The organism is Streptococcus infantis (assembly GCF_021497965.1).
GTDB lineage: Bacteria > Bacillota > Bacilli > Lactobacillales > Streptococcaceae > Streptococcus > Streptococcus infantis_B.
The window spans coordinates 999,631-1,014,944 of sequence record NZ_CP046525.1; the positions used below are offsets into that span (position 1 = coordinate 999,631).

At 40.0% G+C, this 15,314-nt stretch carries 16 protein-coding genes; 2 read left to right on the forward strand and 14 right to left on the reverse strand.

Annotation, left to right across the window (positions count from 1 at the left end):
- The first annotated feature begins 146 nt into the window (after positions 1-146).
- Positions 147-1,160 (forward strand): lactonase family protein, encoded by a 1,014-nt coding sequence (locus tag GOM46_RS05000; protein WP_006150942.1) that lies wholly within the window; start codon positions 147-149, stop codon positions 1,158-1,160.
- Between the two features lie 40 nt (positions 1,161-1,200).
- Here GOM46_RS05000 and GOM46_RS05005 read toward each other — a convergent pair whose 3' ends face one another.
- From GOM46_RS05005 to GOM46_RS05065, 13 genes are all read right to left on the reverse strand, one after another.
- Complete coding sequence (locus GOM46_RS05005; RefSeq protein WP_006150932.1) at positions 1,201-1,620, reverse strand: F0F1 ATP synthase subunit epsilon; 420 nt, start codon at positions 1,618-1,620, stop codon at positions 1,201-1,203.
- 10 nt (positions 1,621-1,630) lie between these two features.
- Positions 1,631-3,037 (reverse strand): F0F1 ATP synthase subunit beta, encoded by a 1,407-nt coding sequence (gene atpD / locus GOM46_RS05010; protein ID WP_000094353.1) that lies wholly within the window; start codon positions 3,035-3,037, stop codon positions 1,631-1,633.
- An 81-nt stretch (positions 3,038-3,118) separates the two neighbouring features.
- Entirely contained in the window at positions 3,119-3,997 is an 879-nt protein-coding gene (locus tag GOM46_RS05015; protein WP_006150930.1) for a F0F1 ATP synthase subunit gamma, read from the reverse strand.
- Positions 3,998-4,012: 15 nt separating this feature from the next.
- Positions 4,013-5,518 (reverse strand): F0F1 ATP synthase subunit alpha, encoded by a 1,506-nt coding sequence (gene atpA, locus GOM46_RS05020; RefSeq protein WP_006150924.1) that lies wholly within the window; start codon positions 5,516-5,518, stop codon positions 4,013-4,015.
- Between the two features lie 14 nt (positions 5,519-5,532).
- Positions 5,533-6,069, reverse strand: a complete 537-nt coding sequence (locus GOM46_RS05025) for a F0F1 ATP synthase subunit delta (RefSeq protein WP_006150931.1) — start codon at positions 6,067-6,069, stop codon at positions 5,533-5,535.
- Entirely contained in the window at positions 6,069-6,563 is a 495-nt protein-coding gene (atpF, locus tag GOM46_RS05030; RefSeq protein WP_006150923.1) for a F0F1 ATP synthase subunit B, read from the reverse strand. The genes GOM46_RS05025 and atpF overlap by 1 nt, the downstream gene beginning before the upstream one ends.
- An 18-nt stretch (positions 6,564-6,581) precedes the next feature.
- Positions 6,582-7,298, reverse strand: a complete 717-nt coding sequence (atpB, locus tag GOM46_RS05035) for a F0F1 ATP synthase subunit A (RefSeq protein WP_006150950.1) — start codon at positions 7,296-7,298, stop codon at positions 6,582-6,584.
- A gap of 32 nt (positions 7,299-7,330) precedes the next feature.
- Positions 7,331-7,531 carry a F0F1 ATP synthase subunit C gene (locus GOM46_RS05040; RefSeq protein ID WP_001054554.1) on the reverse strand — a complete coding sequence of 67 codons (201 nt, stop codon included), beginning with the start codon at positions 7,529-7,531 and terminating at the stop codon, positions 7,331-7,333.
- Between the two features lie 230 nt (positions 7,532-7,761).
- Positions 7,762-8,073 carry a CHY zinc finger protein gene (locus GOM46_RS05045; protein WP_025170042.1) on the reverse strand — a complete coding sequence of 104 codons (312 nt, stop codon included), beginning with the start codon at positions 8,071-8,073 and terminating at the stop codon, positions 7,762-7,764.
- A gap of 13 nt (positions 8,074-8,086) precedes the next feature.
- On the reverse strand, positions 8,087-9,373 hold the full coding sequence (locus tag GOM46_RS05050) for a peptidase U32 family protein (RefSeq protein WP_006150948.1): 1,287 nt from the start codon (positions 9,371-9,373) through the stop codon (positions 8,087-8,089).
- 122 nt (positions 9,374-9,495) lie between these two features.
- Positions 9,496-11,706 (reverse strand): ComEC/Rec2 family competence protein, encoded by a 2,211-nt coding sequence (locus GOM46_RS05055; protein ID WP_235083305.1) that lies wholly within the window; start codon positions 11,704-11,706, stop codon positions 9,496-9,498.
- The gene (locus GOM46_RS05060; protein ID WP_006150927.1) at positions 11,690-12,331 is read right to left on the reverse strand and encodes a helix-hairpin-helix domain-containing protein; all 642 of its coding nucleotides are present in this window, start codon (positions 12,329-12,331) and stop codon (positions 11,690-11,692) included. The genes GOM46_RS05055 and GOM46_RS05060 overlap by 17 nt, the downstream gene beginning before the upstream one ends.
- A gap of 65 nt (positions 12,332-12,396) precedes the next feature.
- Positions 12,397-12,966, reverse strand: a complete 570-nt coding sequence (locus GOM46_RS05065) for a GNAT family N-acetyltransferase (RefSeq protein ID WP_006150922.1) — start codon at positions 12,964-12,966, stop codon at positions 12,397-12,399.
- Positions 12,967-13,131: 165 nt separating this feature from the next.
- On the opposite strand from GOM46_RS05065, the gene ald reads away from it, so the two are divergent.
- Positions 13,132-14,244, forward strand: a complete 1,113-nt coding sequence (gene ald, locus GOM46_RS05070) for an alanine dehydrogenase (RefSeq protein WP_006150941.1) — start codon at positions 13,132-13,134, stop codon at positions 14,242-14,244.
- Between the two features lie 46 nt (positions 14,245-14,290).
- On the opposite strand, the gene GOM46_RS05075 is transcribed toward ald, so the two are convergent.
- The gene (locus GOM46_RS05075; protein WP_025170041.1) at positions 14,291-15,277 is read right to left on the reverse strand and encodes a PhoH family protein; all 987 of its coding nucleotides are present in this window, start codon (positions 15,275-15,277) and stop codon (positions 14,291-14,293) included.
- Positions 15,278-15,314 lie beyond the last annotated feature (37 nt).

The window sequence follows — 15,314 nt, forward strand, 5'->3', positions numbered from 1 at the left end:
GAAAAATAAGGTGTTTTTATGGTGTTTTCATCAAAGAGATATTTGTGATTTCCACTACCAGTAAAGTCGCCATTTCTACCTTAGAATTTTCATCTAGTGCCCCTTTTTATGTTATAATGGAAGTATATTTTCTTAGAGGTATGAATATGAAAGAAACAGTATATTTTGGAACTTATACCCGTCGTATATCCCAAGGGATTTACAAGGCTGATTTTGATACCGAGACAGGTGAACTAGCAAATTTAGAACTCTTTGCAGCAGAACCAAGTCCAACCTATTTAGCATTTGACCAAGACCAGCATGTATATACCGTTGGAAGTCATGATGGCAAAGGGGGTATTGCAGCATACAAGACTGATGGTAGCCTCCTTAATCACGTCGTTGAAGAAGGTGCTCCTCACTGTTACGTTGCAGTTGACGAAAAACGTAGTCTAGTCTATGGCGCAAACTACCATAAAGGACAAGTGTTAGTCTATAAACGAAAAGAAGATGGCAGTCTTGAATTAGCTAATATTGACCAACATACCGGCCATGGTCCACATGAAAATCAAGCTTCTCCACATGTACACTTTACAGATTTAACACCAGATCAGTATTTAGTCACTTGCGACCTAGGTACTGATGAAGTAACTACCTATGATGTCAATTCAGAAGGAAAGATAAGTCCATTAGCTACCTACAACTGTACTCCTGGTGCGGGTGCGCGTCACCTGGTTTTCCACCACCACTACAAGATTGCTTATCTTATCTGCGAACTGAACAGTACAATTGAAGTATTGATTTACGATGGAGTCGGAGCATTTGAAAAAATGCAGGTCATTTCAACCTTACCAGATGACTATAAAGGGTTTAACGGCACTGCTGCTATTCGTCTCTCTAAAGATGGCAAATACCTCTATGCTTCGAACCGCGGACATGATTCTATCGCAGTATATAGTATTTTAGCGGATGGAAGTTTAGAGTTATTAGAGATTGTTCCAACTCACGGACATAACCCACGTGATTTTGATTTGTCACCAAACCAAGAGTTCCTCATCGCAGTTCACCAAGATTCAGATAATGCAAGTGTCTTTAAGCGTAATCCTGAAACTGGTCGACTTGCAGAACTTTCGAATGACTTTCATGTACCTGAAGCGGTCTGCATTAGTTTTCATCACTAACAAAAAAAGAACTTGAATAAAGATCAAGTTCTTTTTTATTTTATAATTTATTTCCGACATTGATACGGTTAATGGCACGTTGCAATGCAATCTTAGCACGACGTTCTTGGTCAATCAAATGTTTATCTTGTGCTTCTTCGATTTCACGTTCTGCACGAAGTTTCGCACGTTCTGCACGGCTAACATCGATATCACGAGCGCGTTCAGCTGAGTCAGCAACGATAGTTATGACATCATTAGCAATCTCAATGATTCCTCCGTTTACTGCTATCCAGTTTACATGAGAATCATCATCAACTCGTTTGACTTTAACTTCATCAACTGCTAATACCGCAATCATATTTTGATGTCGTGGCAAGATCCCCATCTCACCATCCAGAGTTCGTACCGATACAAAGCTGGCATGGTGATCATAGACGAGGCCATCTGGTGTCACGATCTGGACAGTTAACTGAGCCATAGGTCACCTCTTAAAATCCCATTTTTTCAGCCTTAGCAATAACATCTTCGATTGAACCTACTCCACGGAAGGCATCTTCTGGGAGATGATCGTGTTTTCCGTCGAGAATTTCCTTAAATCCACGAACTGTTTCAGCTACTGGAACATATGAACCTGGTTGACCAGTAAATTGTTCAGCAACGTTGAAGTTTTGTGAAAGGAAAAACTGAATACGACGCGCACGAGCAACCAAAGTTTTTTCTTCATCAGAAAGTTCATCCATACCAAGGATCGCAATGATATCTTGCAATTCATGGTAACGTTGAAGGACACGTTTAACCTCAGCAGCAACTGCGTAGTGCTCTTCTCCAACGATTTCAGGTGCCAAGGCACGTGAACTTGAAGCAAGTGGGTCAACGGCTGGGTAGATACCCAACTGAACTAATTTACGTTCCAAGTTTGTAGTAGAATCCAAGTGAGCGAAGGCTGTTGCTGGCGCTGGGTCAGTATAGTCATCCGCTGGCACGTAGATAGCCTGGATAGAGGTTACAGAACCTTTCTTGGTTGAAGTGATACGTTCTTGCAATTGACCCATTTCTGTTGCGAGTGTTGGCTGGTAACCAACGGCTGAAGGCATACGACCCAAAAGGGCAGATACTTCTGAACCAGCTTGTGTGAAACGGAAGATATTATCAATGAAGAGTAGAACGTCTTGGCCTTCAACATCACGGAAGTATTCAGCGATTGTCAAACCAGTAAGAGCAACACGCATACGTGCTCCTGGTGGCTCATTCATCTGACCAAATACCATGGCTGTTTTTTCGATAACGCCTGATTCTTTCATTTCCCAGTAGAGGTCGTTCCCTTCACGAGTACGTTCCCCAACACCAGTAAATACTGAGATACCACCGTGTTCTTGGGCAATATTGTGAATCAATTCTTGGATCAAGACAGTCTTACCAACTCCGGCACCACCGAAGAGTCCGACTTTACCACCTTTAAGATAAGGGGCAAGAAGGTCGATAACCTTAATCCCTGTTTCGAGGATTTCTGAAGAGGTAGACAACTCATCAAAAGTAGGTGCTTTTTTATGAATTGGCTGACGTTCTGCGTCTTCTCCAAAAGGAGCTTCCAAGTCAATGGTATCTCCCAAAACATTGAAGACACGTCCCAAGGTTTCTTTACCTACTGGTACAGAGATTGGACGACCAGTGTCCAATACTTCCATTCCACGAGTTAAACCATCTGTTGATTCCATAGCGATGGTACGAATCATACCATCTCCCAACTCTAAGGCTACTTCAAGGACGATTTTTGTTTTCTTTTCGTCATTTTTGTAGACGACAAGTGCATTGTTAATCTCAGGAAGTTTTTCCCCTGCTGCAAACAAAACGTCTACAACGGGTCCGATAACCTGAGCAATTTTACCTGAACTCATCTCCTTCTCCTATTCTATATAAGATACTGTCGGTTCCTAGTATTGCTAGGTCCTAAGTTCATTCATTTGAGCAGGATGGCTTTATTCTAAAGCGCTAGCTCCTGCCACGATTTCTGTGATTTCTTGTGTAATCGCCGCCTGTCTGGCACGGTTATACTGAATGGTCAAATCATTAATCACTTTTTTAGCATTATCAGTCGCTGTTTGCATAGCTGTCATCCCTGCAGCATTTTCAGCTGTCTTGGCATCAATAATAGCACCATAAATCATACTTTCAGCAAATTGTGGTAGTAATTGATCCAAGATTTCTTCACGACTTGTTTCAAGGTCAAAGGTCAAGCTATAGTTCTCATCCGCTTCATTTGGATCCAAGTCCACAATTGGAAGCATCTGTTCTACACGCATTTGACTTGTCAGTGTATTAACGTGGTGGTTGTAACAAACATAGAGCTCATCAAAAAGTTCGTTTTGATACATTTCAATCGTTTTTGTAATAATCTTACGAACTTCATCAAAGCTTGGTTGGCTTGCAAGTCCACGCAATTCATAGATTGGTTGAATACCGCGTGATTTGAAGAAATCGGCTCCCATACCACCAATACAGATAACCTCAAAGTCATCACCTGAAGGATGGTATTCTTGCTGAAGTTTCATGACTGCTTTTAAGATTGAAGAATTATATCCTCCAACAAGACCACGGTCAGATGTAATGACGATATAGCCTGTTTTTTTGACAGGGCGACTGATCAACATAGGGTTAGTTGATCCGCCTGCACCATCTCCGTGGAGGATATCTGTAACTAGTTTACGCACTTTTTGTGCATACACTTGGAAGTTACGAGATGCTTCTTCAGAACGACCTAACTTAGCTGCAGAAACCATCTGCATAGCGTTAGTAATTTGACTAGTATTTTTCGTTGAGGCGATTTTTGTTTTAATATCATTTAGAGATACTGCCATCTGACACCTCTATTCTTATTGGAAGCTTGATTGATTGAGAAACTCAGTAATCGCAGCATCCAAGACTGCTTCATCTGGCAAGTCTTTTGTTTCACGAATGGTTTCCAAAATCTCAGGATATTGAGCATCAAAGAACATATGGAACTCTTCTTCGAAACGAACGATATCGTCTACAGGAATTGTATCCAAGAAACCATGGGTCAAAGCATAGAGAATAGTAACTTGTTTCTCAACAGGTAATGGTTTGTGAACGGGCTGTTTCAATACTTCTACAGTACGACGACCACGGTTCAATTTAGCCTGAGTAGCTGCATCCAAGTCCGAACCAAATTTAGTGAAAGCTTCTAACTCACGGTATGAAGCAAGGTCGATACGAAGAGTACCAGCAACTTTCTTCATGGCCTTAATCTGTGCAGAACCACCAACACGAGATACGGAAGAACCCGCATCAATAGCTGGACGGATACCTGCATTAAAGAGACTATCACTTAGGAAGATTTGTCCATCCGTAATAGAGATTACGTTTGTAGCGATATAGGCTGAGATATCTCCGGCTTGTGTCTCGATAAATGGAAGAGCTGTGATAGATCCTCCACCCAATTCATCCGAAACTTTAGCTGAACGTTCAAGTAGACGGCTATGAAGGTAGAAGACATCCCCTGGGAAGGCTTCACGACCTGGTGGACGACGGAGCAAGAGAGAAAGTTCACGATAAGCTACCGCTTGTTTAGATAAGTCATCATAAACAATCAATACGTGCTTACCTTGGTACATAAATTCTTCGGCCATAGCAACCCCTGCATAAGGTGCGAGGAAAAGCAATGGTGACGGTTGTGAAGCTGATGCTGTCACGACAATTGTATAATCCAAGGCTCCGTACTGACGAAGTGTTTCTACTTGCGTACGAACTGTTGATTCTTTTTGACCAATCGCTACATAGATACAGATCATATCTTGACCTTTTTGGTTCAAGATTGCATCGATAGCGATGGTTGTTTTCCCTGTTTGACGGTCACCGATAATCAACTCACGTTGACCACGACCAATTGGAACAAGTGCATCAATAGCTTTCAAACCAGTTTGCAATGGTTGTGATACTGATTTACGTTGCATAACCCCAGGAGCTGGTGCTTCAACTGGACGAGTTTTGTTTGTGTTGATTGGACCAAGTCCATCTACTGGACGACCAAGTGGATCTACGACACGTCCAATCAAGCTATCACCAACTGGAACTTCCATGATTTTTCCTGTACGACGAATAGTGTCGCCTTCGCGAATATCTGTAAAGTCTCCAAGGATGATAATACCAACATCTGTTGATTCTAAGTTTTGCGCCATACCATAAGAGCCGTTTTCAAAAATCAACAACTCTCCACTCATGGCATTTTCAAGGCCATGAGCACGCGCAATTCCGTCCCCGATGTATGTTACAACACCAGTTTCAGTCACATCAAAATTGGGTTTGAAATTTTCAATTTGTTGCTTAATTAAAGCGCTGATTTCTTGTGCGTTAATTGCCAAAAGAACACCACTTTCTATTTCAAATTTTCCTTAACAACTTTAAGTTGTTGTTTAATACTAACATCAATTGTCTTGTGATTGGCGATAATGACAAAACCACCGATTAAACTATCGTCGATTTCTTCTTTAATGCTACGCACTTTTAAAGACATCTTTTTCTCGATAATTGGAACCAAACGTTCTTTCTGTTGATCAGTCAGAGGATGAGCAGACACAATCGTTACTTCAAAACGATTCGTTTCTCTCTCAAGACGGTTTAAACAATCTACAATCACATCATAAAAAAGATATGAGCGATGATTGTACAACAGAACTTGAATGAAGTTTTGTAATAATGGCGATGCCGAGTCTTGGAAATAACTAACTGTTTTATCCTTATCAGACTCATCCACATCTACCTGAGACAAAAAAGAAGGCAAATTTGTTTCTTCAGCGACTTGCTTGATTTGAGTCAAATCTGAGAAGATACGATCTTCTTCTCCTTTTTCAATCACCAATTGGACAAAAGGCATGCTGTATTTTTCAATTACCTTTACTGTCTTTTTGTCCATTAAGCTTCTCCTAGCTGATCGATATACTGATCAATGAGTTCTTTGTGGGCATGACCATCAAGGTTTTGTGAGATAATTTTTCCAGCTAGATTAACTGTCAAATCTGCTACCTCACCTTTAACGCTTTGTAAAGCCTCTGCTTTATTTTGCTCAATTTCTTGGTTAGCTTTTTCTTTTAAGCGCCCTGCTTCAAGTTTAGCTTCAGCCAAAATATCGGCCTTACTTTTCTCAGCTGTTTCCTTTGCATTCTCGATAATCGTTTTAGCTTCGGTACGGCTTCCTGCTAACTCAGCTTCACGTTTGCTAGCAAGTTCCTCTGCCTTTTTACGGGCTTCCTCGGCACCATCAATATCTGAAGAAATCTTTTCAGCGCGTTCATCTAAGACACTGGTAATATTTCCCCAAGCATATTTCTTCACTAAAAAGATTAATAAAAGGAAGGAACCAGCGATCAGAATAAAGTCACCAATAATGGTACTAATAGTTAAATCCATCTTCTAATCCTCCTCTACTTACTCTTCCCCTTCATTTATTTTTTTACCAATGTACATAGATGACAACATGGTAAATACATAGGCTTGAATACATGAAATGAAAATCGAAAAGGCTGTCCATAACATGTTTGCAATAAAGGCAAAAGGATACCAATACAAGGCATGTTGTGACAAGGCCAATAGCAATCCTGCTAAGACCTCACCGGCAAAAATATTTCCGTATATCCGAATCGCCAAGGAGGCAAAATTGGTGAACTCTTCTAAAATGTTCATCGGAGTCATGAAGCCAGGTGTAACAAATGCTCTCAAATATTCTTTAACGCCTCTACGACGAATTCCTTCTACATGAGCGATCAAGGTGATCAATAATGAGAGGGATAAATCGTATCCAAGGTTGGCTGTTGGAGAAGTCCACAAGTTATAACCGTTTGTTGTTTGTACCTTTGCCATTAAACCAATATTATTGGCAACCAAGATAAACAAGAATAGAGAAAATAGGAACAAGGAATAGTCCTTGATGTATGAATCTCCAATGTTTGGTTTTACAAAACTAACCACAAAGTCATAAATCATCTCAAGAGCATTTTGTTTGCCCTTTGGACGGATGGTCATTTTTCGACTTGCCCAGTAGACAAAGGCAAAAACCATCAAAACAGTTACAAGAGACATGGCAAGCAGGGTCAAATCAAAGGATATTGGTCCAATATTAACGGTTGGATTCAAACTTTCTTCCATGGTTTGACACCTCCATTTCTAAATAGAGTTGTCTATTTAATGACAAATGACATCGCTAGAGTTACAAAGAATGTTCCTTCGATAAAGGCGATCCCCATGATCATCAAACTACGCAATTGTGGGATGATATCTGGTTGGCGTGCAGCTGATTTGAACAAACCGTTCATCAACATACCTTCTGCAAGAGATACACCCATACAGGCAAGACATAGACCGAAAAATGTTAAATTCATGACGAATTCTCCTTTTTTAAATTAAATTTACCTCCCTAGTTTAGTCCTAAAATTTGCTTTTGTCAACTTTTTACTAGGAATGGAAGCGTTTTGAATCATTTATTTCCATTTTTACGATTTTCAAGACAATCATATAGAAATTTTTAATGTCATTTCATATATTTTTCCTTATCTTTCCTATTTTTCTGAAAAGAAAAAATCCAAGTTTCAAAACCTGGATTTACCTTTTCTTATTTGAAATAAAATGAATGATGACTCTGGCAAGCTGGATTAAATGCAGCTTTACAGTATGGACAAGTGCCCGTCTCTGTATAATCCTCATACGTTAGTGTTTTCCCACAGGATCCACATAAGATAGGTCTATCTTCTTTCAGATTTAAAGGATAGGGAGAAAATATGTGCGACTCCAGTTCATTATGACACTGATAACAGGCATAGTATTTCTGACACTCATAGCACTGTAAGGCTACGATGTCTTTATCAGTATGGTAATGAACACATCTGCTTTCAGCATCTACCAGCAATCCCTGAGCTTGAACCATGATTTTTCCTTATCTAGGCACGAACAGTAACGCTTGTTCCATCTTCTTTATAAAGGTTAATCAGACCTTCTTTCAAAGCACGGACCATATCACCGGCTTGTACTGGTTGAGGAACCTTGATGGTCAAGAGTTCCATTGGGTTTGGTGCACGGTCGATTTTATTTCCTTTTGAGTCATGAAGGTCTTCGATGTAGGTTTCAAAATGACGGAAACCTGGACCGTAAAATTCGACTTGGTCACCTTCATTGATAACATTACGTTGACGAATAGTTGCTGTTTGAGTCGCATCATCATAAGCTACTACTTCAGCAACAAACTTGTATTCTGGAATCTTGCGACGAGCACCGAAAAGCTGTTCATTTTCAGATGGTGTTCCGTAGTAGAAACCTGTAGCCAATTCACGTTGGGCAACCTTCCACATTTCATCAATCAAGTCTTGCTTGATTGCTTCAAACTTTTCAGGACTCTCAAGGTAAGCATCGACTGCAGCCTTGTAGCAGTTTGTTACTGTTGAAACGTAATGAATAGACTTCATACGACCTTCAATCTTCAAACTGTCCACACCATTTTCGATCATATCTGGAATATGGTCAATCATAGACATATCAACCGCAGACATGGAGAATTCTTCAGGAATTTCTCCCTTGAGGCTCTTACGCTCTTTACCAAATGGCATATCGTAAAGATCATATTTCCAGCGACAAGATTGTGAACATCCACCACGGTTGGCATCACGCATACTCATATGGTTTGAAAGGGTACAACGACCAGAGTAAGAAATACACATCGCACCATGTACGAATGCTTCGATTTCTACGTCTGTACGTTTGCGGATTTCTGCCAATTCTTCCATAGAAACCTCACGCGCCAAAACAACACGCGTCAAGCCAAGTTCTTTCCAGAATTCTAGTGTTTCATAGTTGGTCGCACTAGCTTGTGTAGAAAGGTGGATTTCAAGACCTGGTGCTTCAGTTGCCGCAATCATAATCAAGGCTGGGTCTGATACGATGACCGCTGCAATTCCGATATCACGCAATTTACGGAACCATTCTCCAGCACCTTCTTCATTTCCCTCGTGCATAACCATATTAGCCGCTACATAAACCTTAGCGCCATACTTAGCCGCAAACTGAACTCCTTCTTCCATTTGTTCGAAAGTAAAGTTACCCGCACGGCTACGTAGACCATAGGCCTGACCACCGATAAAGACAGCATCTGCACCGTATTGAACAGCTACTTTTAGTTTTTCTAGTGTTCCTGCAGGTGATAGAACCTCAGGACGTTTCAAAGTTTTTGTCATGTTTTCTCCTATTTGCAATATAAAAGTTTGACACTAATCTTTACCATTTTATAGCAAAAAGGTTCTAAAATCAAGTTTTGATTGATTGTTTAGACAATTTTAATTTTCTTGAAAATCTAAGTTCAGCGAACTGTTTCTATTCGCCAAGTACTCCAACCTTTGAAACGAATGGCACCCTTTTGGTCCGTTTTATAAATCGAATTCCCAAGTTCTTGGTTACTTTCCTCATTTTTTTCTTTGAATTTTTTCTTCTTGTCTACCGAAATGACAGTGGTTTTAGGTTGTAAGTTTTTGAAGACTTCTACATCTGTCTTTTTCTTCGATGCTTGCTGATGAGTTATCACAATATCTGCTTGGAGTTTCGGATAAGACTTGGTTAAGAACTTTTCCTCTAAATTTCCAGTAACTAGAAAGGTTTGGTTTAGTAACTTTCCATACAAGACCATTGAATCCTTTTTATCGCCATTTTGGCTAGTGAATGCTTCCAAACTACTGCCAAAAATAAACAACTGCTGCCCTGTTTTAATAGTAGCTACCTTGATTTTGCTTTTCTTCAGCTTATCCATAAATTCTCTTTTAGATAAAGTTTCTTCACTTACTAGAATCTCTTCAAGCTCGAAGGATTTACTCATTTCTAACACATGGTCTAGTTGCTTAGGTTCACTAGTCGTTAGCACAAGCTGATCAATCTTTGCAACTCCTCGACTTTTTAGATAAGGGATTAAACTCCGTTCGGCATTGCTAGAGGAAATCCTCTCCTGCCAGGCTTCTTTCTTGTCACGTTCAGATTTTTCTCCGACATCCAGTAGTATGGTCTTTCCTGTCATGTCTCTTAGGAAAATGCTCCGCCCCTGTTCCATATCTAGGACTGTGATTTCATTCTCCAGTGGATGTTTGGTTACTAAAAAGAGCGAGATAGCAACTATGACAAGCATAGATATTTTTTTCAAATTCTTTCGATAATCGTAGATGAGAGCTAAAATAATCAAAAAAAGGATTAAAATCCAAAGACTCGGCTGACCAAAAACAAGAGGCCTCGTAGATAGCTGAGAAATATAGCGAATGATGTTTTCAAGCCATTCAAAGAGAAAGTTGAACTGGGTGATGGGATATATAAATGACAGACAGAAGAGAATCGATAAGAGCGGTAACAGGACCATATCAAATAAGAATGAAAAGAAAAATGTCAAGAGAATGGACCACGGTTGAAATTCTGAAAAATAAAATGATAAAATTGGCAGAATTCCCAAGGAAATAATGCAACTCTCTCTAACCAGACCTTTTATCCCTGCTACTTCCTCACCAGTCATGGTCAGGATAAAGGCATAAGCACAGGAAAGAACTCCCCCAGCAGTTAAGAAAAAGTTCGGCATGATAAGAAATAGAATAAGAATCGTTAAAGCAAAATTATCCAGTGACTTAAAGCCATGCTGAGCCAATAGCTTTTGTAGAAGACTACGAATAACAGAGGCTGAAAATCCTGTCAAACCTGCATAGACTAAGGAGAAGGGGTGGGCTAACCATTTGAACTTCTCTTGCGTCAAACCCAAACGCAGAAGTAACTTTTTGAAAGCATCCATGAAAAATCCGACTTGCATTCCAGATAAAGCAAAAAGGTGAATAATCCCCAGACTCGAGTAGAGTTCATTCATTTCCTCAAAGTCCGTATCTAAATGACCCAATAAAAGACCGGTCATATAGTTGCGCATGGGATCGGGAAAATTCCGTTTAATCCAGACAACTGCTTTTCTCCTCAAGCTTGATAGATTTTCTCCGATATCCCAACTACTTGTTTGCTTTAGCTCAACAATTTCGGATATAGTTAAGGTCTGATAGATTCCTTGCGTTTTGAGATAGTTTCGATAATCAAAACCAGCAAAATTGTTTGCCCCTTGAGGACTAGCTAACTTGCCTTTCACAGCCATTTCATGTAGTTCAGATAAGTCTTGAAATTTTTTCTTTTCGGCTTCTGACTGGAGCTTATAATAGACCTGAAAGAGTCTACCATCAGCCTTGCCACGAAAAGACAAGCTATCACCATTAACCTTGATGGTATCAGGCAAGATTCGAACTGTATCAACCGTGTTGACTAGATGTTGGCTCGCTTCTTCTTGCTGCCATTTTTGAAATACAAACCAACTCCCAAATAGGCTGCAAACCAATAGGACTTTGGTCACAGTCTTCCATGGAAATTGGAAAAAAAGGCAGACTAGTAAAAAGACAAAGCCAAAAAGTGCTAAGAAATTTGCTGAAAAGATTGCATAGTAGAGCCATAGCAAAAGAAAACTGAGATAGATTTTTGGAATGGGAAAGCGTCTAATCCACTGTAACATACTCTTTTAACTTTTCTATCGTTTTTGCACCAATACCAGAAACCTTTTTAAGATCATCAACTGACTTGAACTTACCGTTGGACTCACGATGGTCAATAATATCTTGCGCACGTTTCGCACCTAAACCTTTGACTTGTTTAAGTTCCTCTACACTGGCTTTATTGAGATTGACTTTCTTATTTTCCTTGTTGTTAGAAGCACTTGATGGCATTTCTTGACTGGTAGCTTCTTCCTTAGTTGGAACATAGACAAGCGCTTCGTCACTAATTCTCTGGGCAAGATTGATAGACTTACTATCAGCATTATCTGTCAGTCCACCAGCTTTTTGAACAGCATCATTGATACGACTTCCAACTGGCAAATCGTAAATCCCTGGCGATTTAACAGCCCCTTTGACATCGACAGTAATTAGATCTTGCTCTACCACTTCTTCCTTCTGATTCCCATCCTCCTTTTCATCCGTCGAATCCTTCGAAACAGTTGTAAATTCTGTCTGCAAATTACTTTCTTTAGCAGGTGTTTGAGCGACTGGTTTTAAGAGGAAAAATCCACCCAAGATCAAACCCAAACTAACACAGATGACGATGATTTTATATTCTTTTATTTTCTCAATAAGTTCTTCCATATTTTCTCCTCTCTTAGCTTATTCGTAAGAGAAAGAAAAAAACAGCTGAAAATCTTTTCAACTTCTTACTTATTTGCAAAATAGTCTTCCTTGGTTAAGACATAATGGACATCTGTTACGAATCTTCCAGGTTCATTTTTATCCATTCTAGCATATGGTTCTTCGTGAGAGAAGCGCATTCCTGATTTCTCCATGACCTTTCCTGATGCGGGATTATCCTTATCATGAAAGGCATCTAACTTATTCATTCCTATCTTTTCAAAAGCCAATTCAATTACAGCTCGATTGGCTTCAGTTGTCAAACCTTGATTCCAATATTTTTGATTGATAATATAACCAATGGTCGCCTTCTTAAGAACAGTATCCATCTTGTGCAGGTCAATAGTTCCGATAAACTCTCCAGTACTTTTTAGTTCAATTCCCCATCGGCCCAAGGGATTGGCTAGATAAAACTGAGCAATATTATTCTTGGTTTCCTCTAAACTTTGATTGGTTGGAAAAGTATAGCGTGTATTTTCTTTATTTGAAGCATACTCAAACATAGCTTCTGCATCATCAAGTGTTACTGGTCTAAGTACTAAACATTCTGTTTCGATAATTGGATACCTCGCTAGTTTGATAAATAGTGATTCCATGATTGTACCTCCTAAAATAGGTTGGTAAAAGAATAACATAAAAGAAATAAGTTTACAAATTTTTCTTGCAATTTAAAGCGGTTTCATATACAATAAAATCATCACAAAAAATCAAAAAAATGTGATATAAAACTGAAACTGTCTAATAGAAAGTGAGTTATATCTATGTTAATTGGAATTCCTAAGGAAATTAAAAATAATGAAAATCGTGTTGCTTTGACACCAGCTGGTGTACAAAGTCTCGTTGGTCGTGGCCACCGTGTCCTTATCGAAACAAATGCTGGGCTTGGTTCAGGATTTACAGATTCCAACTATGAAAAACAAGGTGCTGAGATTGTCGCTACAGCTGCTGAGGCTTGGGCTGCAGAATTAGTGGTCAAAGTAAAAGAGCCACTTGCTAGTGAATATCAATACTTGCGTGAGGATTTGCTTCTTTTCACCTACTTGCACATGGCTGCTGCTCCTGAATTGGCAGATGCTATGTTAGCAGCGAAAACAACTGGTGTCGCATATGAAACTGTTCGTGATACTGAAGGACAACTACCTCTTCTCGTTCCAATGAGTGAGGTTGCAGGACGTATGGCAGTACAAATCGGAGCGCATTTCTTAACGAAACAAGCGGGTGGTTCAGGGGTCTTACTCGGTGGTGTTCCTGGTGTTCCTAAAGGAAAAGTAACCATCATTGGTGGTGGTGTGGTTGGTACACACGCTGCTCGTATTGCTCTTGGTTTGGGAGCTCAAGTAACTATTCTTGATATCAGCGCCAAACGTCTAGCATTCCTAGAAGACGTCTTTGGTCACCAAATCCAAACTTTGATGTCCAACCCATTTAATATTGAAGCAAGTGTGCGTGAAGCAGACGTTGTTATCGGTGCAGTCCTAATTCCTGGTGCTAAAGCTCCAAAATTAGTGACAGATGACATGGTTCAACAAATGCGTCCTGGTTCTGTCATCGTAGACGTTGCAGTAGACCAAGGTGGTGTTATTGCAACAGCTGACCGTGTGACAACCCACGATGAGCCTGTCTATGAAAAACATGGGGTTCTTCACTATGCCGTTGCCAACATTCCTGGTGCAGTTGCCCGTACATCTACCATCGCCCTCACAAATGTGACACTTCCTTATATCGAAGCCTTAGCAGGTAAAGGCTTTAAGAAAGCAATCCTTGAAGATGCTGGTTTACGCGAAGGGGTTACAACTTACCAAGGTCAATTGACTAGTCAACCAGTTGCTGAAGGTTTAGAACGTGACTATACACCTATTAGTGAGCTTATTTAATAAGAAATTCAAAAAAAATAAGAGCAGTTTCTAACTGCTCTTTTTCTTATTTAGTTTCTTCTTGATTTTCTTCAGCCTTAACAGCTAGCGGTTCATAGGCTCTAATAATCTGAGCGACGACCGGATGACGAACCACATCCTTAGCTGAGAAGTGTACAAAGTCAATCTGGTGAATGTTCTTGAGTTTTTCTTGAGCATCAATCAAACCTGACTTGACGTTCCGAGGTAGGTCAATCTGGCTAATATCACCATTGACAATCATTTTTGAATTAAATCCAAGACGAGTCAAAAACATCTTCATCTGCATGATGGTTGTATTTTGCGCTTCATCCAAGATGACAAAGGCATCATCCAGAGTACGTCCACGCATGTAGGCCAAAGGGGCAATCTCAATAATTTCTCGCTCCATGAGACGAGTTGTTTGGTCTTTTCCTAGAATCTGGTACAAGGCATCGTAAACAGGACGAAGGTAAGGATCTACCTTTTCCTTCAAATCACCTGGAAGAAATCCTAGACTCTCGCCCGCTTCTACTGCTGGTCGAGTCAAGATAATACGTTTGACTTGTCCACGTTTCAGAGCTGTTACGGCTAAAGTCACTGCTAGGAAGGTCTTACCTGTACCTGCAGGGCCAATCCCAAAGGTTATATCATGGTGCTTCACACTATCGACATATAGTTTTTGCCCTAAGGTCTTTACACGAATTGGTTTACCTGTATTATCCTTGATAATTTCTTCTTCGTAAAGGGCGACAAATTTATCAATTTCATGATTTCGAACCATATTGATAGCTGTCACCACGTCAGGAGTTCCGACAGTCATCCCACGATTGACCAAGACCATCAAGGCTTGAATAACTTGCCGTGCTTCCTCACAAGCAGACTCCTCTCCCAAGACTTGAACAATCTCTGTACGGGCATGGATGATGACATCTAACTCATCCTCCATCAAGCGAAGATGGCGTTCATTTGAACCAAAAAGGTGAAACAAGTCATCTGGATGACTCAGCTGAATATCTATTGAATGTTCCTTCAAATAAAGAACCTCTCTCATACTTTAATTTCTTTTTATT